This window comes from Mycobacterium persicum, assembly GCF_002086915.1.
In the GTDB taxonomy this organism is placed as follows: Bacteria; Actinomycetota; Actinomycetes; order Mycobacteriales; family Mycobacteriaceae; genus Mycobacterium; species Mycobacterium persicum.
On sequence record NZ_MWQA01000001.1, the window covers coordinates 5,996,497 to 6,022,072 of the forward strand.

The 25,576-nt window shown below is 66.1% G+C and carries 21 protein-coding genes, 1 tRNA gene and 1 pseudogene; 11 read left to right on the forward strand and 12 right to left on the reverse strand.

Annotated elements, in window-relative coordinates; all coding sequences use genetic code 11:
* The first annotated feature begins 19 nt into the window (after positions 1 to 19).
* From trpB to B4U45_RS27225, 5 genes and pseudogenes are all read left to right on the forward strand, one after another.
* Positions 20 to 1,306 carry a tryptophan synthase subunit beta gene (gene trpB, locus B4U45_RS27205; protein WP_075546187.1) on the forward strand — a complete coding sequence of 429 codons (1,287 nt, stop codon included), beginning with the start codon at positions 20 to 22 and terminating at the stop codon, positions 1,304 to 1,306.
* 2 nt (positions 1,307 to 1,308) lie between these two features.
* Positions 1,309 to 2,118: a tryptophan synthase subunit alpha gene (trpA, locus tag B4U45_RS27210; RefSeq protein WP_075546188.1), complete on the forward strand. Its 810-nt coding sequence runs from the start codon at positions 1,309 to 1,311 to the stop codon at positions 2,116 to 2,118.
* Positions 2,115 to 3,785 (forward strand): prolipoprotein diacylglyceryl transferase, encoded by a 1,671-nt coding sequence (locus B4U45_RS27215; RefSeq protein ID WP_082275313.1) that lies wholly within the window; start codon positions 2,115 to 2,117, stop codon positions 3,783 to 3,785. The genes trpA and B4U45_RS27215 overlap by 4 nt, the downstream gene beginning before the upstream one ends.
* A gap of 54 nt (positions 3,786 to 3,839) precedes the next feature.
* Positions 3,840 to 4,255: pseudogene (locus B4U45_RS27220) on the forward strand (TM2 domain-containing protein).
* The gene (locus tag B4U45_RS27225) at positions 4,245 to 4,697 is read left to right on the forward strand and encodes a DUF2752 domain-containing protein (RefSeq protein ID WP_075546190.1); all 453 of its coding nucleotides are present in this window, start codon (positions 4,245 to 4,247) and stop codon (positions 4,695 to 4,697) included. Before B4U45_RS27220 ends, B4U45_RS27225 begins: the two are co-directional and overlap by 11 nt.
* A 25-nt stretch (positions 4,698 to 4,722) precedes the next feature.
* Here B4U45_RS27225 and B4U45_RS27230 read toward each other — a convergent pair whose 3' ends face one another.
* Positions 4,723 to 5,472 carry a cutinase family protein gene (locus B4U45_RS27230; protein ID WP_075546191.1) on the reverse strand — a complete coding sequence of 250 codons (750 nt, stop codon included), beginning with the start codon at positions 5,470 to 5,472 and terminating at the stop codon, positions 4,723 to 4,725.
* Positions 5,473 to 5,699: 227 nt separating this feature from the next.
* Here B4U45_RS27230 and pyk point away from each other — a divergent pair, with 227 nt between their 5' ends.
* The 3 genes from pyk (at position 5,700) to B4U45_RS27245 (ending at position 9,523) form a co-directional block, all read left to right on the forward strand.
* Positions 5,700 to 7,118: a pyruvate kinase gene (gene pyk / locus B4U45_RS27235; protein WP_075546192.1), complete on the forward strand. Its 1,419-nt coding sequence runs from the start codon at positions 5,700 to 5,702 to the stop codon at positions 7,116 to 7,118.
* Complete coding sequence (locus tag B4U45_RS27240; protein ID WP_075546193.1) at positions 7,119 to 7,985, forward strand: acyl-CoA thioesterase II; 867 nt, start codon at positions 7,119 to 7,121, stop codon at positions 7,983 to 7,985.
* Positions 7,986 to 8,107: 122 nt separating this feature from the next.
* Positions 8,108 to 9,523, forward strand: coding sequence for a bifunctional lysylphosphatidylglycerol flippase/synthetase MprF (locus B4U45_RS27245; RefSeq protein ID WP_075546194.1), 1,416 nt, complete (start codon positions 8,108 to 8,110; stop codon positions 9,521 to 9,523).
* Here B4U45_RS27245 and cydC read toward each other — a convergent pair.
* From cydC to B4U45_RS27285, 8 genes are all read right to left on the reverse strand, one after another.
* On the reverse strand, positions 9,500 to 11,164 hold the full coding sequence (gene cydC / locus B4U45_RS27250; RefSeq protein ID WP_075546195.1) for a thiol reductant ABC exporter subunit CydC: 1,665 nt from the start codon (positions 11,162 to 11,164) through the stop codon (positions 9,500 to 9,502). The genes B4U45_RS27245 and cydC overlap by 24 nt on opposite strands.
* A complete protein-coding gene (gene cydD / locus B4U45_RS27255; protein ID WP_075546196.1) occupies positions 11,151 to 12,764 on the reverse strand; it encodes a thiol reductant ABC exporter subunit CydD in 1,614 nt (537 codons plus the stop codon). Before cydD ends, cydC begins: the two co-directional genes overlap by 14 nt.
* A gap of 62 nt (positions 12,765 to 12,826) precedes the next feature.
* Positions 12,827 to 13,867 (reverse strand): cytochrome d ubiquinol oxidase subunit II, encoded by a 1,041-nt coding sequence (gene cydB / locus B4U45_RS27260; protein ID WP_075546197.1) that lies wholly within the window; start codon positions 13,865 to 13,867, stop codon positions 12,827 to 12,829.
* A gap of 29 nt (positions 13,868 to 13,896) precedes the next feature.
* Positions 13,897 to 15,354, reverse strand: coding sequence for a cytochrome ubiquinol oxidase subunit I (locus B4U45_RS27265; RefSeq protein ID WP_075546198.1), 1,458 nt, complete (start codon positions 15,352 to 15,354; stop codon positions 13,897 to 13,899).
* A 98-nt stretch (positions 15,355 to 15,452) separates the two neighbouring features.
* Positions 15,453 to 16,043 carry an HdeD family acid-resistance protein gene (locus tag B4U45_RS27270; RefSeq protein ID WP_099222459.1) on the reverse strand — a complete coding sequence of 197 codons (591 nt, stop codon included), beginning with the start codon at positions 16,041 to 16,043 and terminating at the stop codon, positions 15,453 to 15,455.
* Positions 16,044 to 16,100: 57 nt separating this feature from the next.
* Positions 16,101 to 17,429 carry an adenylate/guanylate cyclase domain-containing protein gene (locus B4U45_RS27275; protein WP_075546199.1) on the reverse strand — a complete coding sequence of 443 codons (1,329 nt, stop codon included), beginning with the start codon at positions 17,427 to 17,429 and terminating at the stop codon, positions 16,101 to 16,103.
* A 50-nt stretch (positions 17,430 to 17,479) separates the two neighbouring features.
* On the reverse strand, positions 17,480 to 17,986 hold the full coding sequence (locus B4U45_RS27280) for a DUF488 domain-containing protein (protein ID WP_075546200.1): 507 nt from the start codon (positions 17,984 to 17,986) through the stop codon (positions 17,480 to 17,482).
* A gap of 10 nt (positions 17,987 to 17,996) precedes the next feature.
* A tRNA-Leu gene (locus B4U45_RS27285) sits at positions 17,997 to 18,070 on the reverse strand.
* Positions 18,071 to 18,195: 125 nt separating this feature from the next.
* Here B4U45_RS27285 and B4U45_RS27290 point away from each other — a divergent pair.
* The gene (locus B4U45_RS27290) at positions 18,196 to 18,807 is read left to right on the forward strand and encodes an ANTAR domain-containing response regulator (protein ID WP_063468602.1); all 612 of its coding nucleotides are present in this window, start codon (positions 18,196 to 18,198) and stop codon (positions 18,805 to 18,807) included.
* A gap of 70 nt (positions 18,808 to 18,877) precedes the next feature.
* On the opposite strand, the gene B4U45_RS27295 is transcribed toward B4U45_RS27290, so the two are convergent.
* Positions 18,878 to 20,080: a lipid-transfer protein gene (locus tag B4U45_RS27295; protein WP_075546201.1), complete on the reverse strand. Its 1,203-nt coding sequence runs from the start codon at positions 20,078 to 20,080 to the stop codon at positions 18,878 to 18,880.
* On the reverse strand, positions 20,077 to 20,523 hold the full coding sequence (locus B4U45_RS27300; protein WP_075546202.1) for a Zn-ribbon domain-containing OB-fold protein: 447 nt from the start codon (positions 20,521 to 20,523) through the stop codon (positions 20,077 to 20,079). Before B4U45_RS27300 ends, B4U45_RS27295 begins: the two co-directional genes overlap by 4 nt.
* Positions 20,524 to 20,655: 132 nt before the next feature.
* Here B4U45_RS27300 and polA point away from each other — a divergent pair, with 132 nt between their 5' ends.
* The gene (gene polA, locus B4U45_RS27305; protein WP_116671225.1) at positions 20,656 to 23,319 is read left to right on the forward strand and encodes a DNA polymerase I; all 2,664 of its coding nucleotides are present in this window, start codon (positions 20,656 to 20,658) and stop codon (positions 23,317 to 23,319) included.
* Here the strand turns inward: polA and B4U45_RS27310 are convergent.
* Positions 23,316 to 23,948, reverse strand: a complete 633-nt coding sequence (locus tag B4U45_RS27310; protein ID WP_075546204.1) for a LysE family translocator — start codon at positions 23,946 to 23,948, stop codon at positions 23,316 to 23,318. The genes polA and B4U45_RS27310 overlap by 4 nt on opposite strands.
* A gap of 178 nt (positions 23,949 to 24,126) precedes the next feature.
* Between B4U45_RS27310 and rpsA the strand changes: the two genes are divergently transcribed.
* Positions 24,127 to 25,572, forward strand: a complete 1,446-nt coding sequence (gene rpsA / locus B4U45_RS27315) for a 30S ribosomal protein S1 (protein WP_075546205.1) — start codon at positions 24,127 to 24,129, stop codon at positions 25,570 to 25,572.
* Positions 25,573 to 25,576 lie beyond the last annotated feature (4 nt).

Genomic DNA, 25,576 nt, shown 5'->3' on the forward strand with positions numbered 1-25,576 from the left:
TGCACCTCGAGCGTCGGTGATGGCAGATCAATCTCGCCCGGAGCTTCCGCGCACGAGCGCTGCCATCGCCGAACGCACCAGCCACGATCCTGATGCCGGCGGACATTTCGGAGGCCCCGGTGGTTATGGTGGCCGCTACGTTCCCGAGGCGTTGATGGCGGTGATCGAGGAGGTCACCGTCGCCTACGAGAAGGAACGCGTCAACCAGGACTTCCTGGACACCCTGGACACGTTGCAAGCCAACTATGCCGGCCGTCCGTCGCCGCTGTACGAAGCAACCCGACTCAGCGAACATGCCGGGTCATCGCGACTGTTCTTGAAGCGAGAAGACCTGAACCACACGGGTTCTCATAAGATCAACAACGTCCTCGGCCAGGCGTTGCTGGCTCGCCGGATGGGTAAGACCCGGGTGATCGCCGAGACGGGCGCCGGCCAGCACGGGGTGGCCACCGCCACCGCGTGCGCGCTGCTGGGCCTGGAGTGCGTCATCTACATGGGTGCCGTCGACACCGCGCGCCAGGCGCTCAACGTGGCACGGATGCGGCTGCTCGGGGCGCAGGTCGTGTCCGTGCAGACCGGCTCCCAAACGCTCAAGGACGCCATCAACGAGGCGTTCCGGGATTGGGTCAGCAACGCCGACAACACGTACTACTGCTTCGGCACGGCCGCCGGTCCGCATCCCTTCCCCACCATGGTGCGCGACTTTCAGCGAATCATCGGCATGGAGGCGCGCGTCCAGATCCAGGACCAGACGGGCAGGTTGCCGGACGCGGTCGTCGCATGTGTGGGCGGCGGATCCAATGCGATCGGTATCTTTCACGCATTCCTCGACGATCCGGGGGTGCGATTGGTCGGATACGAGGCGGCGGGCGACGGTGTCGAGACCGGTCGGCACGCGGCGACATTCACCGGAGGTTCGCCCGGCGCCTTCCAGGGCTCGTACTCCTATCTGTTGCAGGACGAAGACGGCCAGACCATCGAATCGCATTCGATCTCAGCAGGTCTGGATTATCCCGGAGTCGGCCCCGAACATGCATGGCTCAAGGAGACCGGACGCGTCAGCTACCAACCGATCACCGACTCCGAAGCGATGGAGGCGTTCGGTCTGCTGTGCCGGATGGAAGGGATCATCCCTGCCATCGAATCCGCGCACGCGGTGGCTGGTGCGCTCCAGCTGGGGGCTGAGTTGGGAAGGGGCGCAGTCATTGTGGTGAACCTGTCAGGACGCGGAGACAAGGACGTCGAGACAGCCGCCAGATGGTTCGGCCTATTGTCACCCGGCGCCGACGCGGACAGGTCTGGTTGACGATGACCGTCGAGCAGTGTGAAACGAGCAAGCTGGGGCCACTTTTCGAGTCGTGCCGGGCGGCTGGTCGTGCGGCGTTGATCGGCTATCTGCCCACCGGCTATCCCGACGTGCGCACGTCGGTCGAAGCCATGACTGCGCTGGTCGAATCTGGTTGTGACATAGTCGAAGTCGGTGTTCCGTATTCGGACCCGGGTATGGACGGACCTACCATTCAGCGGGCTACCGAGGCGGCGTTGCATGGGGGAGTGCGGGTCCGGGACACGTTGGCGGCGGTCGAGGCGATCAGCCGGGCAGGTGGCAATGCCGTGGTGATGACGTACTGGAACCCGGTGCTGCGCTACGGAGTCGACGCGTTCGCCCGAGACCTGGCCGCGGCCGGCGGGCGGGGGCTCATCACTCCCGACCTGATTCCCGACGAGGCGCAGCCCTGGTTCGCCGCATCCGACGAACATCGACTGGACCGCATCTTTTTGGTGGCGCCGTCATCGACGCCCGAACGATTGGCAATCACGGTCAAGGCGTCGCGTGGGTTCGTGTATGCGGCGTCGACCATGGGGGTGACCGGGGCGCGAGATGTGGTTTCACAGGCCGCGCCCGAGCTGGTGGGGAGGGTGAAGGCAGTGTCGGACATACCGGTCGGGGTCGGGTTGGGGGTGCGGTCACGAGAACAGGCCGCGCAGATCGCAGGTTACGCCGACGGTGTCATTGTCGGCTCGGCGTTGGTGTCGGCCCTGGGTGCGGGCTTGCCGAGGCTGCGTGCACTGACGGAGGAACTTGCCGCCGGGGTCCGTGAAAGGCCGGCCTCATGACCACGATGTGGCTCGCGTACATTCCCAGCCCGCCGCGCGGCGTCTGGCACCTCGGGCCGCTGCCCATCCGCGCCTACGCGCTGTTCATCATCACCGGCATCATCGTGGCCTTACTGATCGGCGATCGACGCTTTGCGGCCCGCGGCGGTGAGCGGGGCGTGATCTACGACATCGCGCTGTGGATGGTGCCTTTCGGCTTGATCGGCGGCAGGCTCTACCACCTGGCCACCGACTGGCGGACATATTTCGGCCATGGCGGCGCCGGGTTTGCCGCGGCACTGCGAATCTGGGATGGCGGCCTGGGCATCTGGGGAGCGATCGCACTCGGCGCCGTCGGGGCGTGGATCGCCTGTCGACGCCGCGGAATTCCGCTGCCGGCTTTCTTGGACGCGGCCGCCCCCGCAGTCGTTTTGGCGCAGGCGATCGGCCGGCTCGGAAACTACTTCAATCAAGAGCTCTACGGCCGCGAAACCACAGTGCCGTGGGGACTGGAGATCTTCTACCGCCGCGATCCCGCCGGATTTGTCGACGTCCATTCCCTTGACGGTGTCTCGACCGGGCAGCTCGCGGTCGTCGTGCACCCGACGTTCCTCTACGAATTGCTGTGGAACGTACTGGTATTCGGCGTGCTCATCTATCTGGATCGGCGTTTCACGATCGGCCATGGGCGACTGTTCGGGCTTTACGTCGCGCTTTATTGCGTCGGGCGATTCGGTGTCGAGCTGATGCGTGACGATACCGCCACACACATCGCCGGAATCCGGATCAATTTGTTCACGTCAACTTTCGTGTTCATCGGCGCCGTGGTGTATGTGATCTTGGCGCCGAAGGGCCGGGAGGATCCGGCCACGGTGCGTGGCACCGCCGTGGTCGGCGAGGAAGCGGCCGAGCCGGCGGAAGTCGCCGCGCCTGAGGCAGAGCCCGCGGCTGTGAGTTCGGGTTCGGCGGCTGTCACCGCAGTCGCTGGGGCTGCCGATGCCGAAGACGACCAACCGACTGCGTCGGCGGAAACCCAGCGAGCCGGCGAACCCGCCGAGCCGCAAACCCTGAAGACCTCGGCGTCCGAGGACGGCACAACCGACGCTCAAGAAGCGCAGACCGAGGAGCCGGAAACCGGTGAGGAAGCCGCCGAGGTGGTCCCCCAGGCCGAGGCTGAGCCGGCTGAGGCGGAAGAAGCCGAACAGGCCGAGGCTGAGCCGGCTGAGGCGGAAGAAGCCGAACAGGCCGAGGCTGAGCCGGCTGGGGCGGAAGAAGCCGAACAGGCCGAGGTTGAGCCGGTGCCCGTGCCCGAGGAGCCCGAGGTCGACGAAGCTCGAGCCGAAGAATCGGAGCTCGTCGTCGACGAGGCCGAGGCCGAGTCGGTGACGGATGAGGCTGAGGCTGCAGAGGCTGAAGCCGAATCAGCGGCCGGGGAGCCAGAACTCGCTGCGCCAGCTGCAGAGACCGAAGCCGAAGAGGCCGAAGCCTCAGAGCCTGACGCGGAGGACACCACCGCGCCGAAGGCGGCGGCGGAGAATGCTTCCGGCGGTGCTGACGACCAGGATGATCACCTGGATGGCGACCAGGCACCGTCCGTTCCCAACTCGCCGACACCGGATAACACCGGCTCGACACGGCAGGGCTGGCGGGCTCGGTTGCGAAATCGGCGACAGCGGCCGGGACGGTAGCCGCCGGCGTGGTCCGGCACCAGCGGCCTCGGGCGCAGACCCACTGAATCTGGCATGCTGAAGCGGTGACTGACCAGTCGTGGGCTGCGCAGCCCGGTTCACCGGAGCAGCAACCGGGATATCCGCCGCCTTTTCCGCCGCCCTACTATCCGGAATACTCGCGGCCCGGCGGCTACTTCGGTCCGGCAGCCGACCCGTCAGCTCCCTTCGGTCGGCATCCTGTTACCGGGCAACCACTTTCGGACAAATCGAAGACGGTCGCTGGGCTGTTACAGCTGTTGGGGCTGTTCGGCATCGCCGGTATCGGCCGAATCTACCTCGGGCACACCGGGATGGGCATCGCACAGCTGCTCGTCGGTTGGCTGACGTGCGGGGTCGGCGCGGTCATCTGGGGCGTCATCGACGCGGTGCTGATCCTGACTGACAAAGTGAGCGACCCGTGGGGTCGCCCATTGCGCGATGGAACCTGATCGGCCCGCCCCGGCATCGGGGGCGCGGGGAAAGCACGCTCGGCGGCTTCGTCATCTCTGCGGCGCCGCGGGCTCGGCCGTGCTGTTGGTGGGCGCACTGGGCTACGTCGGCGTGGTCGATCCGCACCGCAGCCACTCGCTGTACCCGCAATGTCCGTTCAAGTTGCTCACCGGCTGGAATTGTCCCGCGTGCGGTGGACTGCGGATGACGCACGACCTGCTGCACGGTGATGTCGCGGCCGCCGTCAATGACAACATTTTCTTGGTTTTCTTGTTGGCCGGCATCCCCATGCTTGCCGGTTGGATGCTGCGGCGCCGCCGCAATGGGCAGTCGTGGCTGCCCGCGCCCGCGATCACCACCCTTGCGGTGGCGACGGTGGTGTGGACCGTGCTGCGTAACCTGCCCGGCTTCCCGTTGGTGCCAACCGTTCTGGGCGTTTGACCTCAGCCGGCGCCGGCCCGGTAGCTCAGTTGCCGAAGCCCGTCAACGGGCCCGGCGCACCAGTAGCCGCGCTAAGCCGACTGGCGGCAAAGGCCACCCCCTGCTCCACCACCAGCCCGTCGCCTGCGTACGCGTCATGGGCGGCGAAGTTCAGCCCGTCGGAGCACACCGGGTCTTCGGGTTCGCACACCTTGATGGTCTTGGCCTGATACGCGGGACCGATAGCGACCGGGGGCTGGCCGAGGAAGTCCATCGCCCGGTGATTGGGCAACCCGAACAACACCACCGCGGCGACGTGGTCAGCCACTTCGGGCGCCAACGGCTTGGGCACGCTGGCGGGATCGACTCCATCCGGCACCGCGGCCGACGTGACAAAGCCCATCACGGCCGCTCCCTGCGAATATCCGCCGAGGACCATTTTGGTCTGGGGACAGCTGCCCGCCATGGAAACGACATGAGCACTAGCGTCTCGGATGCCGTCGATCCCGGTGTCCCACTGGTCACTGGCCGGGTAGTTGACCGGATATACCCCGAACGTCTTGCCGCCGGCTCGGGAGCGCAGGGAGTCGACAAATGCCTGCCCCGTGGGTCCGACACCCGGAGCCTCACCGGTACCCCGGGCGAACACCACCTCGACGTCGGGGCAGGGCTCCGCGGACGCCGTCGGGACCACAAAGCCGGAAAGGACGGAGGCGCTGATACCCCACGCGGTGACGACTGCGGGACCAAGGATTCGGACGACGGGAGAAGCAATCACGGCGGGGAAGGTGTCCATACGAGGAGTTTCTCAAATTGGCAAATTTTCGTCACCTTTTGCACGCGGAAAGTTGCCCGCGTACGGCAATCGACGGGCTGACGCCGCCGCGGCCGGTCCGCGTTTGCATCGCGCGGAGAGTGGGAGCGCGCACCGGTGTTGCGACGCCCACGGTCTGCCGTGGTCCCGATGCGCGGGTATCGGCGAGGCGCACCGAAGGCACATGACCGCGACTATGCTTTGTCGTCGTGACAAGACGCGGGAAGATCGTCTGCACTCTCGGGCCGGCCACCCAATCGGACGACATGGTCAGAGCGCTGGTCGAAGCCGGAATGGACGTCGCCCGAATGAACTTCAGCCACGGCGACTATGCGGATCACGAGGCGGCCTACAAACGAGTGCGGGCAGCCTCGGATGCCACCGGACGCGCCGTCGGCCTGCTCGCCGACCTTCAAGGTCCCAAGATCAGGTTGGGGCGCTTCGCCGGCGGGCCGACCTATTGGGCTGACGGTGAAACGGTCCGGATCACCGTCGAAGACTGCGACGGCTGCCATGACCGGGTGTCCACCACCTACAAGAGGTTGGCTCAGGACGCGACGGCCGGTGACCGCGTGCTGGTCGACGACGGCAAAGTCGGGCTGGTGGTCGATCACGTCGACGGCGACGACGTGGTCTGCACTGTCGTCGAGGGCGGCCCGGTCAGCAATAACAAGGGAATCTCGCTGCCCGGCATGAGTGTTTCCGCGCCCGCGCTGTCGGACAAGGACATCGAGGACCTGACATTCGCACTGAACTTGGGCATCGACATGGTGGCGCTCTCCTTCGTGCGCTCGCCCTCTGATGTCGAACTAGTCCACGAGGTGATGGACCGGATCGGCCGGCGAGTCCCGGTGATCGCCAAGCTGGAAAAACCCGAAGCCATCGACAACCTCGAGGCCATCGTGCTGGCCTTCGACGCCGTTATGGTGGCGCGCGGTGATCTCGGGGTCGAGCTGCCCCTGGAAGAGGTTCCGCTGGTGCAGAAGCGGGCCATCCAGATGGCGCGGGAGAACGCCAAGCCGGTGATCGTGGCGACCCAGATGCTGGACTCGATGATCGAGAATTCGCGGCCGACCCGCGCCGAGGCCTCCGACGTCGCCAACGCGGTGCTCGACGGCGCCGACGCGCTGATGCTGTCCGGTGAAACGTCGGTCGGTAAGTATCCGCTGTTGGCGGTGCGGACCATGTCGCGGATCATCTGTGCGGTCGAAGAGAATTCGACGGCGGCTCCGCCGTTGACGCATGTGCCGCGCACCAAGCGGGGCGTGATCTCCTATGCCGCCCGCGACATCGGTGAGCGACTGGACGCCAAGGCCCTGGTCGCTTTCACCCAATCCGGCGACACGGTGCGACGGCTGGCCCGCCTGCACACCCCGCTGCCGCTGCTGGCCTTCACCGCGTGGCCCGAGGTGCGCAGCCAGCTTGCGATGACCTGGGGCACCGAGACATTCATCGTTCCGAAGATGGAGTCCACCGACGGCATGATCCGCCAGGTCGACAAGTCGCTGCTGGAACTCGGCCGTTACAAGCGGGGCGACCTGGTGGTGATCGTCGCGGGTGCGCCTCCGGGCACGGTCGGTTCAACCAACCTGATCCACGTGCACCGGATCGGTGAGGACGACGTTTAGTTGTCCGATTTTGATGAGCTGCTGGCGGTGCTGGATCTCCACCGGGTCGCCGACGACCGGTTCATCGGATCTCATCCCAGCAAGAACCCGATGCGCACTTTCGGTGGGTTGCTGGTGGCGCAGTCGTTCGTCGCCAGCACCCGCACGCTGACCCGCGAAGAGCTACCGCCCAGCGCGCTCTCGGTGCATTTCATCAACGGGGGCGACACCACCAAGGACATCGAATTCCATGTGGTGCGGTTGCGCGACGAGCGGCGGTTCGCCAACCGGCGTGTCGACGCGGTACAGGACGGCACGTTGCTGTCGTCGGCGATGATCTCCTACATGTCCGGCGGTCCCGGGCTCGAGCACGGTGTCGAGCCACCGGAGGTGGACGAGCCGCACATCCGGCCGCCAATTAGTGAGCTATTGCGTGGCTATGAGGAAACCGTTCCGCACTTCGTCAACGCGTTGCAACCGATCGAGTGGCGCTATACCAACGACCCCTCGTGGGTGATGCGGGAGAAGGGTGATCGGCTGCCCTATAACCGCGTCTGGGTCAAGGCGCTGGGCACGATGCCCGACGACCCGGTGCTGCACACTGCGACGATGTTGTACTCCTCGGACACCACGGTGCTGGACTCGGTGATCACCACCCACGGGCTGTCCTGGGGCTTCGACCGCATCTTTGCCGCCTCCGCCAACCACTCGGTGTGGTTTCACCGGCAGGTCGACTTCGACGACTGGGTCCTTTATTCGACATCGTCACCGGTGGCCGCGGATTCGCGCGGGCTGGGTATCGGGCATTTCTTCGACCGCGGCGGGCGACTCATCGCAACCGTGGTGCAGGAGGGCGTCGTGAAATACTTTCCCGCGGCTCGCCGATAGACAGGTGGGGTAACCGCAGGACAACCGCCTGGTTTCGGCTCAACCCGGCCACGCTCAGGCGTACCGTTCCAGGTAGCGGGTACCCGTCCGGCAGCTGAGAGGCAGGTCAGCGGGAGGTGAGTGTGAACGAACCGTCGGTCGATGTCGCGCCGAGGGTCCGTGCCCGCGAACGCGTCGTCGTGCACGTCGATACATTCAGGGCTCGCCTTGTCGGCGCCCTTGCGGTGTTCTGCGCGGCGTGCTGGCTCATTGCGCTGCTCGCGCATAACTACCGGCACGAGGATTGGCAGGCGGCCGGGCGGCTGAGTTGGTCGCTGACGATCCTGGCGGCGGTGGCGTTGATAGCCCGGGGTATCTTCCTCGGGCGTCCGGTCACGGCCATGCATGCGGCTGCGGCCGCGCTATTCCTGGTCGCGGGGCTGGGCCTGCATGTGCTGTCCTTCGACCTGGCCGGTGAGATGCTGATCGCCGGATCGGGGTTGGTGTTGATGTGGCCGACGTCGTCGCATCCACGACCTGGTGACTTGCCCCGGGTGTGGGCATTGATCAACGCCACCAGCGAGGATCCGTTGGCACCGTTCGCCATGCAGGCGGGCAAGTGCTACCACTTCAGCGCGGTCGGCACCGCGGCGCTGGCATACCGGACGCGGCTGGGCTTTGCGGTGGTCGCCGGGGACCCGATTGGTGACGAATCGCAGTTTCCCGAGCTGATTGCCGACTTCGTCGCCACCTGTCATGCCCGCGGCTGGCGGATTGCGGTGCTGGCCTGCAGTGAGCGACGGCTGAGCCTGTGGACCGACCCCGACGTGCCGGGACGGTCGCTGCGGGCGGTACCCATCGGGCGGGACGTCGTCATCGATGTCCCCAACTTCGCGATGGTGGGCCGCAAGTTCCGCAACCTGCGTCAGGCCGTCAAACGGACCCATAACGCCGGCATCACCACCGAAATCGTGGCCGAACAGGAACTCGACGACAAGCAGCGCGCAGAGCTGACCGAGATGCTGCTGGCGTCCCCCAAAGGGGCGCGTACCGATCGCGGCTTCTGCATGAGCCTGGACGGCGTACTGGAAGGCAAATACCCAGGCGTTCAGCTGATCATCGCCAGGGACGCTTCGGGGCGGGTGCAGGGCTTCGACCGATTCACGACCGCGGGTGGCGGCAGTGATTTCTCCCTCGACGTGCCCTGGCGGCGCCGCGGTGCCCCGAACGGGATCGACGAGCGGCTCAGCGTCGACATGATCACCGCCGCCAAAGAGGCTGGCGCGCAGCGGCTGTCGCTAGCCTTCGCGGCGTTCCCGGAGATCTTCGACGCGGCACACCGGAGCCGGCCGCAACGCGTGTTCTATCTGCTGATCCATCTGCTCGACCCGTTCATCTCCCTGGAGTCCTTGTACCGGTACCTGGGTAAATTTCACGCATTGGACGAACGGCGCTATGCGCTGGTCTCGTTGACCCAGATCGTTCCGCTGCTGCTGGTGTTGCTCTCCCTGGAGTTCATGCCGCGGCGCCGCGGGCTACCCGAAGGGGCACGCCGGTGAGCCGACGCTGAGTCGGGCGCAGGCAATGTCGTCGGGCAGGTGGTGGGTGGCCACCACAACCGTCCGGTCGCCCAGAATCGGCCCCGGGCCTGGCATCAGCAAGTCGCGCAGGACGGCCTCGGCGTCGGTCGCGTCAAGGTGTTCGGTTGGCTCGTCCAGCAGCACAATTCGGGCGGGGGACAGCACCGCCCGCGCGAGCAGCAGCCGTCGGCGTTGTCCTGCTGAAAGTCCTTGCACGCCACCGATCAACACCGTCGACAAGCCCTCTGGAAGGCCGGCCAGCCAGTCGCCGAGGCCGGCTTTCGCCAGTGCGGCCGTCAATTCGTCATCGCCGCAATCGCCGCGGACAACCAACAGGTTATCTCGTACGGTGGTGGCGAAGACATGTGCGTCTTCGGCGAAAAAGGTGACAGCTCTTCGCAGTTCGGCTTCATCGAAGGGGCTCACGTCGGTTCCGTCCACGAGCACCCGGCCGTCTAGTGGCGGCAACAGCCCGGCCAGCGTCATCAGCAGCGTCGTCTTGCCGGAGCCGCTGGGGCCGGTGACGGCGAGCCGACCACCCGGTGGCAGGTCGAGCACCGCCTGGCACGACCGTACCGCCAAGTGACCGCACCAGACGTCGGCGGATAGCCGGCCGGTGCTCGGGGGCCCCGCTGGTGTTGGCGCGGCCCGGGCCGGGCGACTGTCCTCGGGCGGAGTCAGGTCAAGCAGCCGCCGTGCCGCGATACGTGACCGGGTCAGCTGGACCGCGGCCACCGGAAGTGCGGTCGTCGCCTCGAAGGCCGACAATGGCAACAACATCAGCACGGCCAGCGTCGTCGGCGCCACCGTGGGAGCCATGCCGATTGCCGCCGCCACCGCACCCAACACGCTGATCCCGATCGCCGCGGTCGGTATCGCCTCGGCGATCGCCGCCGGCCTGGCCGCGGCGTCGCGAGCCCTACCCCAAGCACGTTGTTGCCGTTGGGATTCGGCAATGGTGTCGGTGAGGACTCCGGCGACCCGAAGCTCGGGTGCGTGCTCGAGTGCGACCATGGCCGACGTGTCGCGGCCGCCATGATGCCGCCGGGCCAGCGTCTCGTGTTGCACGGCGGCTCTGCCGGCAAGCCAAGGCGCGACGACCCCGGCCACCAACAGGCAGATCGCCAGGACCGCTGCGGCCGGCGCCGAGATGATCGCAACGGCCGTGGTCGCGGCCAGCGCCAGTAATGCGGCGACGCCGATCGGTACCACCGCACGGACCAGCATGTCGGCCAAGGTGTCGACGTCGGCACCGACTCGGGCCACCACCTCGCCGCTGTGCAGCCGGACCGCCGCCGCCGGCGGTCCCACGGCCAGCCGGTGGTAGATCCGGGCGCGCGCTGCGCCGGCCGCGCGCAGCGCGGTGTCGTGGGTGGCAAGTCGCCCGCAATAGTGCAGAATCCCGCGCGAAATCGCGAACGTTCGCACCGCGACGACCGCGACGGACAAGTCCAGCACGGGCGGCATCTGCCAGGCGCGGGTGATCAACCATGCCGAAACGCCGGCCAAGGCGAGGCCGCTGCCCAGTGACAACGCCGCCAGAACAATCGCGGCCAGGATGCGCCCCAATCGCGGACGCAGCAGGTCATAGCCGGCCGGCAGCGGATCAGACCGGGGCATAGCCGACCTCGCTGCCGGCGGTGACCTCGACGACCCGGTCACCGATGGCCACGACGGGGGCCCGGTGGCCGACGACCACCACCGTCGCACCCTGGCGGGCCCGGTCGACGACGGCCCGCAACACCCGGCCCTCGGTGGCGGCGTCCAGGTGCGCGGTGGGTTCGTCGAGCAGCAGTACCGGGGCGGTTGATCCGAGTGCCCGGGCCAGCCCGAGGCGTTGCCGCTGCCCCAGCGACAAGCCGACGCCGCCGCGGCCGAGCACGGTGTCCAATCCGTCCGGCAGCGTCGCCAGCACGGTGTCGAATCCTGCTGCGGTGCAAGCACTCTCAATGTCATCCAGATCACCGAACAGCACCAGGTTGTCGCGGACCGTTCCCGGAATCAGGACCGGGCGTTGTGGCAGCCAGGACAGCTGCCGCCACCAGGAGGCGGGCTCCAATTCGCCGACGTCGATTCCGGCGACGGTGACCCGTCCCGACGACGGCACGGTGAGGCCGGCGATCACCTGCAGGATGGTGCTCTTGCCCGCGCCGTTTCGCCCGGTCAGCACCGTCACCCGGCCGGGTTCGAGCACCGCGGTCAGGTGATCCGGTGAGCGGCCGTCTCTGCTTGCGACGCTGAGGTTTTCGATGCGGATCAAGGATCTGCGAGCCGCCACCGTACGGGTGCCCGCGGTCGCGGACGCCGGTTCGCCGATGAGCGCGAAAGCCTGGGCGGCCGCGGCTCTGCCGTCTTGGGCGGCATGGAATTCCACACCGATGCGCCGCAGCGGCCAGTACACGTCGGGTGCCAGCAGCAGAACCGTCAACCCGGTGGCCAGGCTCATCTGACCGAACACCAGGCGAAGACCGATGCTGACCGCGACCACGGCCACACCCAGGGTGGCCAGCAATTCGAGCACCAACGCCGACAGGAAGGCGACCCGCAGCGTGGCCATCGCCGAACGGCGGTGCGCGGCAGCGAGTTCTGCGATGCGCCGCTCCGGTCCCACTGCGCGGCCCAGCGCCCGCAGGGTGGGGATGCCGGCGATCAGGTCCAACAGCCGGGCCTGCAGCGCGCCCATCGCGGCCAGCGCGGCTGCCGACCGGTCGGCCGTCGCCATCCCGATCAACACCATGAAGATCGGAATCAGGGGCAGTGTGATCACGACGATCGCCGTCGATTTCGCGTCATAAGCCGCAATGACCGCGACGGTAGCCGGTGTCAGAAGCACCGCAAGCAGCAAGGTGGGCAGATAACCGGTGAAGTAGGGACGCAAACCGTCCAGTCCGCGAGTGACCAGCACCGCGGCGGCATCACGCTGTGCCGCCACCTGCCTGGGTTGGCGCCCCGTTACCGCCGTCAGCACCTGACCGCTGAGATCCGCGATCACCGCGCTGGCTCCCCGCTGCCCAAGACGTGCCTGCAACCAGTGCGTCAGGGCGCGAATTGTCCACAGCACCAACAATATTGCCAGCGGTTCCAGCCAGCGGTCCAGATGTCGCGTCGAGGGATCGGCCACGATCCGCGCGACGATGCTCGCCAGGACCACCGCCGAGCCGATCGCGCAGCCGGATATCACCACTCCACACGCCACCGCGGCGATCAGGTAGCGGCGCAAGGCCGACGATGCCCGCCACAGCCGCGGATCCAGCGGCGCCCGGGCGGACCTGTCCGTCGCGCTCAGGACGGGTGCCTCGCCAGACCGATGGACGGAGGTATCCGCTCAGCCGAAATGCGTTGCCGGAACACCCAATACGTCCAGGCCTGATACACCACCGTCAGCGGCGCGAAGATGGCCGTCACCCAGGTCATGATCTTCAGGGTGTAAGGCGTCGACGAGGCGTTGTAGATCGTGACGTTCCACTGCTCGTTCAGCGTCGACGGCACCAGGTTCGGATACAGCACGCCGAACAGCAAGACCACAACGGCCGCGACGACCACCAGCGTGCTCAGGAACGCAAACCCGTCGGATGCGCGCCGCCATACCAGCAGTACGGCCGCCACCTGGGCGATCACCGCTACGCCCAGCGCCGCCCAGGTCCATTGCTTGCCATACGCCAGCTGGGTCCAAACTCCGAACCCCCCAACCAGCGCCGTCGCCGCGAGCGCTAGCCACAGCGCGATCCGGTAGGCGCTGTCGCGGATCGGCCCGGCGGTTTTCAAGGCGATGAACACCGCGCCGTACTGCAGGAACAACCCCGCCGTGGCGAGGCCCCCCAACAGTGTGTAGGCGCTGAGCACATCGCCGATGGCCAGATGTACGTGGCCGTTGCCATCGACCGGGAGTCCGCGCACCAGGATCGCGAACGCGACGCCCCACAGCACCGCGGGCAGCCAAGACCCCGCGGCAATCCCGAAATCGGCCCAGGCCCGCCATTTGGTGTCGTCGACCTTCCCGCGCCATTCGATGGCCACCGCACGCAGGATCATGCCGAACAAGATCGCCAGCAGCGGCAAATACAATGCCGAAAACACGGTGGCGTACCAGCCGGGAAACGCGGCGAACATTCCCGCGCCGGCCGTGAGCAACCAGACCTCGTTACCGTCCCAGACCGGGCCGATGGTATTCAGTACGGCTCGCCGTTGGATTTCAGGATCGCCCGGGGCCACCCGAGCCAGCGGCTCCATCAGCATGCCAACACCGAAGTCGAATCCCTCGAGAACCAAGAAACCGAGGAACAGCACACCGATGACAGCGAACCACAGTTGTTGGAGTCCCACCGGTCATCTCCCTTCTGGGTCAGTGGCTCTCAGTAAGCGAACGACAGCGGTGCCACCTCGTCGCGGCTGGGCGCCACAGGCGCCGCCGGCTCGGCGTCGTGCTCCTGCGGGCCTTCGACGACATAGCGTTTGAGCAGCCAGCACCAGATGACCGCGAGCACCGCGTAGACCAGCGTAAACGTCACCAATGAGGTGACGACCATGCCGAACGCGTGGTCCGAGACAGCAGTTCCGACGGTGAGTCGAACCTGCTGGTCACCGGTCGGGTTGGGAGCCACGATCCAGGGCTGACGGCCCATCTCGGTGAACACCCATCCGAACATGTTTGCCAGGAACGGTGCGGGAATCGTCAACAGCGCAATCCAGGCGAACCACCGCCGTCCCGGGATCCGTCCGCCGCGGGTCAGCCACAGGGCCAGCAATGCGAACAGCACCGGAATCGCGAGGAACCCGATCATCGCGCGAAATGACCAGTAGGTGACGAATAGATTGGGCCGATAATCATTCGGGCCGAATCGCTGGTTGTAGTCCTGCTGCAGATCGCGGACGCCTTGCAAGGTGACACCGGTGGTGCGGCCTTGGGCAAGGTACGGCAACACGTAGGGCACCTCGAGGACCCGCGTGAGGCTGTCGCAATTGTTCTGCCGGCCGACCGTCAGGATGGAAAAGTCCGGATCGGTCTGGGTGTCGCACAGCGATTCCGCGGACGCCATCTTCATCGGTTGCTGCACAAACATCAGCTTGCCCTGGTGGTCACCGGTGAAGAACAGCCCGACGGTGGCGATCAGCGCAACCCAGCAGCCCAGGATGGTCGCCGGGCGATACATGGCGCGGGTGCCGGGCCCCACCGGGGCGTTGTGCGAACGCACCAGCCACCATGCGCTGACCGCGGCGACAAAAGTTCCCGCGGTAAGCAGCGAACCCGCGACAGTGTGTGAAAACGCTGCTATCGCAGTGTTATTGGTGAGCAGCGCGGAAATGCTGTTCAGCTCCGCGCGTTTGGTGGCCGGGTTGTAGTGCGCCCCGACGGGATGCTGCATGAACGAATTCGCCGAAATGATGAAGAACGCGGAGACGTTGACCGCGATCGCGACGATCCAGATGCAGGTCAGGTGCACCAGCCGGGGCAGCCTGCTCCAACCGAAGATCCACAGCCCAAGGAACGTCGATTCGAAGAAGAAGGCCATCAGACCTTCCATTGCCAACGGCGCGCCGAAGATGTCGCCGACGAATCGGGAGTATTCGGACCAATTCATTCCGAATTGGAATTCCTGCACGATCCCGGTCGCCACGCCGATGGCGAAGTTGATCAAGAACAACTTCCCGAAGAACTTGGTCAGCCGATACCAGGCCGTGTTACCGGTGACCACCCACACCGTTTGCATCACGGCCAGCAGCGGGGCCAGGCCGATGGTGAGTGGCACGAAGATGAAGTGGTAGACGGTGGTGATACCGAACTGCCAGCGCGAAATATCGACGACATTCATCTGTCATCTCCCGGGATCGCGGGCCTTACAAGCGGGCTACGACGAAGTGTAGTAGACAGTCGGAGTTGACGCGAGTCGAGTGACGCTTGTCGGAGGACTCATAGCCCCAGTTTTTTGGCCGCCTGACGGATGCCGACGGCCGAGACGATCTCACATAACCCGATGATGACCAGCCACACACCCACGACGATGGCCAACGTGATGATCGACTCGAACGGCGCGGCCAACACCACGACGCCGGCGATTAGGCTGATAACCCCGACGAAGATCTGCCATCCCCGTCCCGGCAAGGTCGGGTCGTTGATCGCGGACACGGTTGTGGCGACGCCGCGGAAGATGAACCCGATGCCGATCCAGATGGCCAGCAACAGGACCGCGTTGCCGAAATGGCGGAATGCCAGTACGGCCAGGATCAGCGAGGCCGCGCCGCTGATGAACGCCAGGATCCGGCTGCCGGCCGAAACGTGCAGGCTGAACGCGAGGACGACCTGCGCGATGCCGGTCACGACGAGGTAGATGCCGAACGCGACGGCGGCCACCAGGACCGATATTCCGGGCCAGACCAGGATCAGGACGCCGAGGATCAGCGACAGAAGTCCCGATAACAGCGTTGAAATCCACAGATGCGGTAACAAGCGGGGGACGGGGCCCGAGACGGGTGCGATTTGCATGGCACCAGTGTGACGCATGTGACGGGTTTTGGCATAGTGGTGAAACCGGCGGTGCCCGCCCGGTGGGTTGAGGCGTCAGACGCCGGCGGTGCTTGGCTCCTCGGCAGGCGCATCGGCCTGCTGCTCCGCCGGCCTGCGGCCGAGCAGGTACCAGGTGCGCATGACGCCTTTGCCCTTGACGTTGATGTGTCCGCGCTCCTGCAGCACGAAGTCGTCCTTCAAGCGCTGGTAGACCTCATCCGGCACCTGGATCTTGCCCACCGAGTCGGTGGACTCCATCCGCGACGCGACATTGACCGCGTCGCCCCATACGTCGTAGAAAAAGCGGCGCGAACCCACCACGCCGGCGACCACCGGACCGGTGGCGAGGCCCACCCGCAGCGGTACCGGGCCGCCTTGTGGGTCCGTCAATCCGGCTGCGACGCCGACCATGTCGAGTGCAAAGTCGGCGAGCGCCTGCACGTGGTCGGGCCGCGGCCGTGGCACACCGCTGACCACCATGTAGCAGTCGCCACTCACCTTGATCTTTTCCAGCCCGTGCTTGTCCACCAACGCGTCGAAAGCGCTGTACAACCGGTCCAGGAATCGGACGAGGTCGGCCGGCGCGGCGCTGCTGGCCCGCTCGGTGAAGCCGACGATGTCGGCGAACAGCACCGAGGCCTCGTCGTACTTGTCGGCGATGACGTCTCGTTCGGGATGCTTGAGCCGTTCGGCGATGCTGGCCGGCAACATGTTGGCCAGCAGGGCCTCGGAGCGGTCGTATTGGGCTTCCATGATCGATTCGGCGCGGGCGGTGTCCCGCAGGGCAAACCAAACCGACACGACCACCACTACGCAGGCCGAGACCGTGGTGACGACGAAACCCGCCGACTGTGCCCAGGCGGGCTCGATTCCGGTGTTGCGCGGGACCAGGAACTCCACCGCGATGATCAACGCGGTGGCAAGGGCCGCCAGCACGCTGGCCAGCACGATGTGTTCAATACCCAGCACCAGCACCACCAGGCAGGCGCCCACGAGAAAGAAAAACTGGGCGCCGGAACCGGTGCCGATGATCCAGCAACTGGCGAAGACCGCAACATACGCGGCTCCGATGAACGTCAGCGGTGCCACCAACTCACCGAAGCGGTGCAGCATCGGGACGATCGCGAAGACCACGGCCGCGGCGATGTTGATCCAACTCAGCGGCCAGACCCAGCCATTGGTCAGGACCTGCACGAGCACAAAGCTCGCGCTGACCACTACGGCCAGCCAGGCCGCGATACTGAGCAGCCGGGCCCGGCGTGCCGCGCTGCGGGCGTAGTGCTGGTCGAACTCGCGGGTTTGCTCGCGCACCACCGTGACGCAGTCGTGGCGGGATGAGCCCTCGGATAGTTTCCGTGGGGCGCCGCGTTTCTTAGCCGCCACGATCAAAAGCGTAGCCGTCGAGCTCGATATTGTCGGCCAGCTGCCAAGACTCAGGACTGGCCGGCGACGTCATGGGTGAGCCAATCCGAGAGGCGATGTGGCGACAGGTCGCCGTTGGGCATGATGTGTTGCACCCGGCGTCCGTCGCGGACGGCCAGGTCGGCGATCATGCGCCGGTGACAGCGCCACCATGTCGGTTCCCCGCACATCACCGCCACGTCGCTGGTTTCGGCATCCTGTAGCAGCCGCTGGTATGTCGCTTGAAATCCGGGTGTACGGGTGTGCGCCGCGTAATTCGCGAACGCCGGGTTTTCCCACCAGAGGTCACGCGGTACCGGGCTTGCGGGCGGTTTGCGGCGCCCACCGAGATCAGGTTCGTGCCGGTAGCCGATCCCGGCGGCGCCCAGCCAGTCGGGCATCACTTGTTTGGACACGTCGGGGTTGCGGCGCGAGCCGGGGAAACTGCGGACATCGACCAGCAGCTTGATGTGGTGCTGTCGCAGCGCATCGGTGAGTTGCGCGGCCGTCTTGGCGCCGTGGCCAATGGTGTACAGCATGATTCCGGAGTGCCCTCGGTGGGATTCGAACCCACACTGGACGGGTTTTGAGTCCGTTTCCTCTGCCAGTTGGGATACGAGGGCTGAGGTTGTTCCGCTACGGCTTTCCACCTCAGAGCAGCCTCCAACCATAGCGGATTCATACCCCGATCCCGACTCGCCGCCCCCCAAGGTTTCCCATCGCAGCCGCTCACGCCACAATGTCCGTCATGACCGGCCCCACCAACGACGCCGATGCCGCGAAGCCACACCGTGTCCTGATCGCGGAAGACGAAGCGCTCATCCGAATGGACCTCGCCGAGATGCTGCGAGAGGAGGGGTACGACATCGTCGGAGAGGCCGGCGACGGCCAAGAAGCCGTCGAACTGGCCGAGCGGCACAAGCCCGATCTGGTGATCATGGACGTGAAGATGCCGCGCCGCGACGGAATCGACGCGGCGTCGGAGATCGCCAGTAAGCGCATCGCGCCGATCGTGGTGCTGACCGCGTTCAGCCAGCGCGACCTCGTGGAACGCGCCCGCGACGCCGGCGCCATGGCCTATCTGGTGAAGCCCTTCACCGCCAGCGACCTGATCCCGGCCATTGAGTTGGCCGTCAGCCGGTTCAGTGAGATCACCGCGCTGGAACAAGAAGTGGCGGCGCTGTCCGACCGTCTGGAAACGCGCAAGCTCGTCGAACGTGCCAAAGGCCTGCTGCAGGCCAAGCAGGGCATGACCGAGCCGGAGGCGTTCAAGTGGATCCAGCGCGCCGCCATGGATCGGCGGACCACCATGAAGCGGGTGGCCGAAGTCGTCCTGGAGACCCTGGACACGCCCACCTAACGGCGCGAGCAGACGCGGAATCGCACGGATCCGCGCAGCGGAGTGCGATTCTGTGTCTGCCCGGCAGGGTCTAACGCGCCACGATCACCGACGAGCCGTGGCCGAACAGGCCCTGGTTCGCGGTAATGCCGACCTTTGCGTTCTCCACCTGCCGGCCGGTGGCCTGACCGCGCAATTGCCAAGTCAGCTCACACACCTGGGCGATGGCCTGCGCGGGGATCGCCTCGCCGAAGCACGCCAGGCCGCCCGAGGGGTTGACCGGGACCCTGCCGCCGATGGTGGTCGCGCCGCTGCGCAGCAGCGCCTCGGCTTCACCCTTGGCGCACAGCCCCAGATGCTCGTACCAGTCGAGCTCCAGCGCGGTAGACAGGTCATAAACCTCGGCCAGGCTCAGGTCCTCGGGCCCGATGCCGGCCTCCGCGTAGGCCGCGTCCAGGATCTGATCCTTGAACACCCGGTCCGGTGCGGGTACCGCCGCGGTGGAATCCGTTGCGATATCGGGCAATTCGGGCAAATGCTGAGGGTAGCGCGGGGTCACCGTGCTGACCGCGCGCACCGACGGCACCCCCTCCAGCGAGCCGAGATGCTCGCGGGCGAACTTCGCGCTGGCTACGATCAGCGCCGCGGCGCCGTCGGAGGTGGCGCAGATGTCCAGCAGCCGCAGCGGATCCGAGACCACCGGGCTGGCTAGCACGTCGTCGATCGAGTTCTCCTTGCGGTAGCGGGCATTCGGGTTGTTCAGCCCGTGCTTGGAGTTCTTGACCTTCACTTGAGCGAAGTCTTCGAGCGTGGCGCCGTAGAGGTCCATCCGCCGCCGCGCCAATAGCGCGAAGTACACCGTGTTCGTCGCGCCGATGAGATGGAAGCGCTGCCAGTCGGGGTCGTTCTTGCGCTCGCCGCCTACCGGGGCGAAAAAGCCCTTCGGCGTGGTGTCGGCGCCGATCACCAGCGCCACATCGCAGAAACCGGCAAGGATCTGCGCGCGGGCGCTTTGCAGGGCCTGCGAACCGCTGGCGCACGCGGCGTAGCTGGAGCTGACCAGCACGCCGTTCCAGCCCAGCTTCTGGGCGAACGTGGCGCCGGCGACGAATCCCGGGTAGCCGTTGCGGATGGTGTCCGCCCCGGCCACCAATTGGATCTGACGCCAGTCCAGGCCGGCCTCGCGCAGCGCGGCCCGCGCGGCTACCACCCCGTACTCGGTGAAGTCAGTGCCCCACTTGCCCCACGGGTGCATGCCCGCACCGAGGATGTACAGCGGTTCGGGCGTGCTCATGTCTGGGCAATCCTCCACGCATAGACGATGCGTTGCACACCGTCGTCGTCGGTGAACAGCGGCATGGTGGTCAGCTCCATCTCCATGCCCACTTTCAAGTCGGCCGCCAGCGTGCCCTCGACCACCTTGCCCAGCACGATCAGCCCTTCGTCGGCCAGCTCCACCGCGGCGACGGCGAACGGCTCGAAGGGGTCGGGGGAGGGATAGGGCGGCGGCGGGGCATAGCGGTTCTCGGTGTAGCTCCACAACTTTCCCCGCGTCGATAGCGCGACCGATTCCAGCGAGTCGCCGTCGCAGGCCGGGTTCGGGCAGTTGTTCTCGCGCGGCGGGAAGACGTACGTGCCGCAGTGCGGGCATTTACTGCCGATTAGATGCGGGACACCGGCGTCGTCGGTGGAAAACCACCCGTCAATGGCCGGTGCTTGGCTGGTGACCTCGGGCACTGGCCCAGCCTACCGAGCAGACACACAAAACTGAAACGTGTTGCAGTTCCGGCGTCCGCATATGCGTCGGACCAGGTGCATAGAGTGTGATCCGTGAGCACCGCCAGTGAGGATCAGGCCAAGCCGACGTTGATGTTGCTGGATGGCAACTCGCTGGCCTTTAGGGCGTTCTACGCACTGCCCGCGGAGAACTTCAAGACCCGCGGCGGGCTGACCACCAATGCGGTCTACGGCTTCACCGCCATGCTGATCAACCTTCTTCGCGACGAAGCCCCGACGCACATCGCCGCGGCCTTCGACGTGTCCCGGCAGACCTTCCGCTCCGAGCGTTACCCGGAGTACAAGGCCAACCGGTCATCGACGCCCGACGAATTTCACGGCCAGATCGACATCACCAAGGAGGTTCTGGGCGCGCTGGGCATCACGGTGCTCGCCGAACCGGGTTTCGAAGCCGACGACATCATCGCGACGTTGGCTTCCCAGGCCGAGAAGGAGGGGTATCGGGTGCTGGTCGTCACCGGCGACCGCGACTCCTTGCAGCTGGTCAGCGACGACGTGACGGTGCTCTACCCGCGCAAAGGCGTCAGCGAACTGACTCGCTTCACCCCCGAGGCCGTCGTCGAAAAATACGGGCTCACCCCGGCGCAATATCCGGACTTCGCCGCGCTGCGCGGCGACCCCAGCGACAACCTGCCCGGCATTCCCGGGGTGGGGGAAAAGACCGCGACCAAGTGGATCGCCGAATACGGCTCCCTGCAAGGGCTGGTCGACAACGTGGACTCGGTGCGTGGCAAGGTCGGCGACGCGCTGCGCGCCAACCTGGCCAGCGTGGTGCGCAACCGCGAGCTCACCGACCTGGTCCGCGACGTGCCGCTGGCACAAACCCCGGACACGTTACGGCTGCAGGCCTGGGACCGCGACCACATTCACCGGCTCTTCGACGACCTCGAATTCCGGGTGCTGCGCGACCGGCTGTTCGACACCCTGGTCGCCGCCGAACCCGAGGTCGAGGAGGGGTTCGACGTCCGCGGCGGCGCGCTGGAGCCCGGCACGGTGGCCAAGTGGTTGGCCGAGCACGCCAGCGACGGGCGCCGCTCCGGCCTGGCGGTCGTGGGCACACATCTGCCCCACGGCGGGGACGCCACCGCACTGGGGATCGCCGCCGCCGACGGGGAGGGCGGCTACCTCGACACCGCGACCGTGACGACCGACGACGACGCCGCGCTGGCGGCCTGGCTGGCCGACCCCGCCAAACCCAAAGCGCTGCATGAAGCCAAGATGGCCATTCACGACCTCGCCGGCCGCGGCTGGACTCTGAACGGTGTCACCTCCGACACCGCGCTGGCGGCCTACCTGGTGCGGCCGGGGCAGCGCAGCTTCACCCTCGACGATCTCTCGCTGCGCTACCTGCGCCGCGAATTGCGGGCGGAAACACCTGAGCAGCAACAGCTTTCACTACTCGACGACATCGAGGGAGTGGACGACCAGGCCGTCCAGACCACGATCTTGCGCGCCCGGGCCGTGGTGGACTTGGCCGAAGCACTGGACGCCGAGCTGGCCCGCATCGACTCCACGGCCTTGCTGGCCGAGATGGAGCTGCCGGTGCAGCGGGTGCTGGCCGATATGGAGCGCGCCGGGATCGCCGTCGACATGTCGATGCTGGCCGAACTGCAAAGCCAATTCGCCGACCAGATCCGCGACGCCGCCGAGGCCGCATACGCCGTCATCGGCAAGCAGATCAACCTCGGTTCGCCCAAGCAGCTGCAGGTGGTGCTGTTCGACGAACTCGGTATGCCGAAGACCAAGCGGACCAAGACCGGCTACACCACCGATGCCGACGCGCTGCAGGGACTTTTGGAAAAGACCGGGCACCCGTTCCTACAGCATCTGCTGGCGCATCGCGACGTCACCCGCCTGAAGGTGACCGTCGACGGGCTGCTCCAAGCGGTGGCCGCCGACGGCCGCATTCACACCACGTTCAACCAGACCATCGCGGCTACCGGCCGGTTGTCGTCAACCGAGCCCAACCTGCAGAACATCCCGATCCGCACCGACGCCGGCCGCCAAATCCGGGATGCTTTCGTGGTCGGAGCCGGATACAGCGAGCTGATGACCGCCGACTACAGCCAGATCGAGATGCGGATCATGGCGCATTTGTCCCGGGACGAAGGCCTCATCGAAGCCTTCAATACCGGGGAGGATCTGCACTCGTTCGTGGCGTCCCGGGCGTTCGGCGTGCCTATCGACGAAGTGACCGCCGACCTGCGGCGCCGGGTCAAGGCGATGTCGTACGGCCTGGCCTACGGGTTGAGCGCCTATGGGCTGTCCACCCAGCTGAAGATCTCCACCGAAGAGGCGAAGGTCCAGATGGACCAGTACTTCGCCCGGTTCGGCGGGGTCCGCGACTACCTGCAGGCCGTCGTCGAGCAGGCCCGCAGGGACGGCTACACCTCCACCGTGCTGGGGCGCCGGCGCTACCTTCCGGAGCTTGATAGCAGCAACCGCCAGGTGCGAGAGGCCGCAGAGCGGGCGGCGCTCAACGCGCCGATCCAGGGCAGCGCTGCTGACATCATCAAGGTAGCGATGATCGAGGTGGACAACGCAATCAAAGCGGCCGGACTGGCATCACGCATGTTGTTGCAGGTGCACGACGAATTGCTGTTTGAGATCGCGCCCGGCGAGCACGAACAACTCGAGGCGCTGGTTCGCGACAAGATGGGTGGCGCCTACCCGCTCGACGTCCCGCTGGAGGTTTCGGTCGGCTACGGCCGCAGCTGGGACGCCGCTGCGCACTAGCGGGTGTCGGCGGCCACGCCGACACCCAACGCCAGCAGGACGGCGCCGAGCGTCCGTTCGATGCGCCGGCGCACGTGCACTCTGGCAAGGATTTCGCGGGCCCGGTCGGCGGCGAGCACGACGCCGACACACCACGCGGTGTCGACCGCAAGCTGAATGGCCGCCAGCACGAAAAGTGTGGGAAGTACCGAACCGCTGGACGGCAGGAACTGCGGCAACACCACGATCCCGAACGTGGCCGCTTTCGGATTGGCGGCGATCGACACCAACGATGCACGGAATGCCGCGCCTGGTGTCCTGCCGCGGGGTGCGATGGGTACCTCGACGTCGGTTCGGTGCTGCGCGTGACGCCAGGCGTTGATGCCGAGCCAGATCAGGATCACCGCCCCGATGACATGCAGCGCCACCGACAGCGCGTGGTTGGCCATCAGCAATACCGACAGCCCGGCGCCGCCGGCCAGGGTCCAGCCCAACAACCCGATTTCGTTGCCGACAACGGCCGCCAGTCCCGACGGACGACCGTCGCGGACCGAGCGGTGCAGGAATAACGCGGTGGCGGGACCGGGCAGAACGGCGAGAACGACGCATGCCAGCAGGAATGACGGTAGGACGTGGATCAAATGCTGCATGACCGGAGTATCGTCGACGAGTCAAGCCGTTTACCCAGTGCCGTGCACCACGCCGCCGCACGCGCGGATTCTCGGCTGAGGCAGGCGCGAGTTTGTCCAGCTTGCGCCGCGTCGAGTAGCCTCATCAGGTAAACCCAATTGTCCCTACGATGAACCCTGTCCGGAGCAACCCAACAATATGCCGAGTCCCACCGTCACCTCGCCGCAAGTAGCCGTCAACGACATAGGCACCAGCGAGGACTTTCTCGCCGCAATAGACAAAACGATCAAGTACTTCAACGATGGCGACATCGTCGAGGGAACCATCGTCAAAGTGGACCGGGACGAGGTGCTCCTCGATATCGGCTACAAGACCGAAGGCGTTATCCCCGCCCGCGAACTCTCCATCAAACACGACGTCGACCCCAATGAGGTCGTTTCCGTCGGCGATGAGGTGGAGGCGTTGGTCCTCACGAAGGAGGACAAAGAAGGCCGGCTGATCCTGTCCAAGAAGCGCGCACAGTACGAGCGTGCCTGGGGCACCATCGAGGCGCTCAAGGATAAGGACGAGGCTGTGAAGGGCACCGTCATCGAAGTGGTCAAGGGCGGTCTGATCCTTGACATCGGGCTGCGCGGCTTCCTGCCCGCCTCGCTGGTGGAGATGCGGCGCGTTCGTGATCTGCAGCCGTATATCGGCAAGGAAATCGAAGCCAAGATCATTGAGCTGGACAAGAACCGCAACAACGTCGTGCTATCGCGGCGGGCCTGGCTGGAGCAGACGCAGTCTGAGGTGCGCAGCGAATTCCTCAACAACTTGCAGAAGGGCACCATCCGCAAGGGTGTGGTCTCCTCCATCGTCAACTTCGGCGCCTTCGTCGACCTGGGCGGGGTGGACGGTTTGGTGCACGTTTCCGAGCTGTCGTGGAAGCACATCGACCATCCATCCGAGGTGGTCCAAGTTGGCGACGAGGTCACCGTCGAGGTGCTGGACGTCGACATGGACCGCGAGCGGGTTTCATTGTCGCTCAAGGCAACTCAGGAAGACCCATGGCGCCACTTCGCCCGTACCCATGCCATCGGGCAGATCGTGCCGGGCAAGGTCACCAAGCTGGTGCCGTTCGGCGCGTTCGTCCGTGTCGAGGAGGGCATCGAAGGGCTGGTGCACATCTCCGAGCTGGCCGAGCGCCACGTTGAGGTGCCTGACCAGGTGGTTGCTGTCGGCGACGATGCGTTGGTCAAGGTTATCGACATCGACCTGGAGCGCCGCCGGATCTCGTTGTCGCTGAAGCAAGCCAACGAGGACTACACCGAGGAATTCGATCCGGCCAAGTACGGCATGGCCGACAGCTACGACGAGCAGGGCAACTACATCTTCCCCGAGGGCTTCGATCCCGACACCAACGAGTGGATGGAAGGATTCGACGCGCAGCGCACCGAATGGGAAGCCCGCTACGCCGAGGCCGAGCGGCGCCACAAGATGCACACCGCGCAGATGGAGAAGTTTGCCGCGGCCGAGGCGGCCGGACACAGCGGTGGCGAGCAGCCCTCGGGCAGTCCGGCCTCGGCGGAGAAGGCCGCGGGTGGGTCACTGGCCAGCGATGCCCAGCTGGCGGCGCTGCGGGAAAAACTCGCCGGCAACGCTTAGTCGC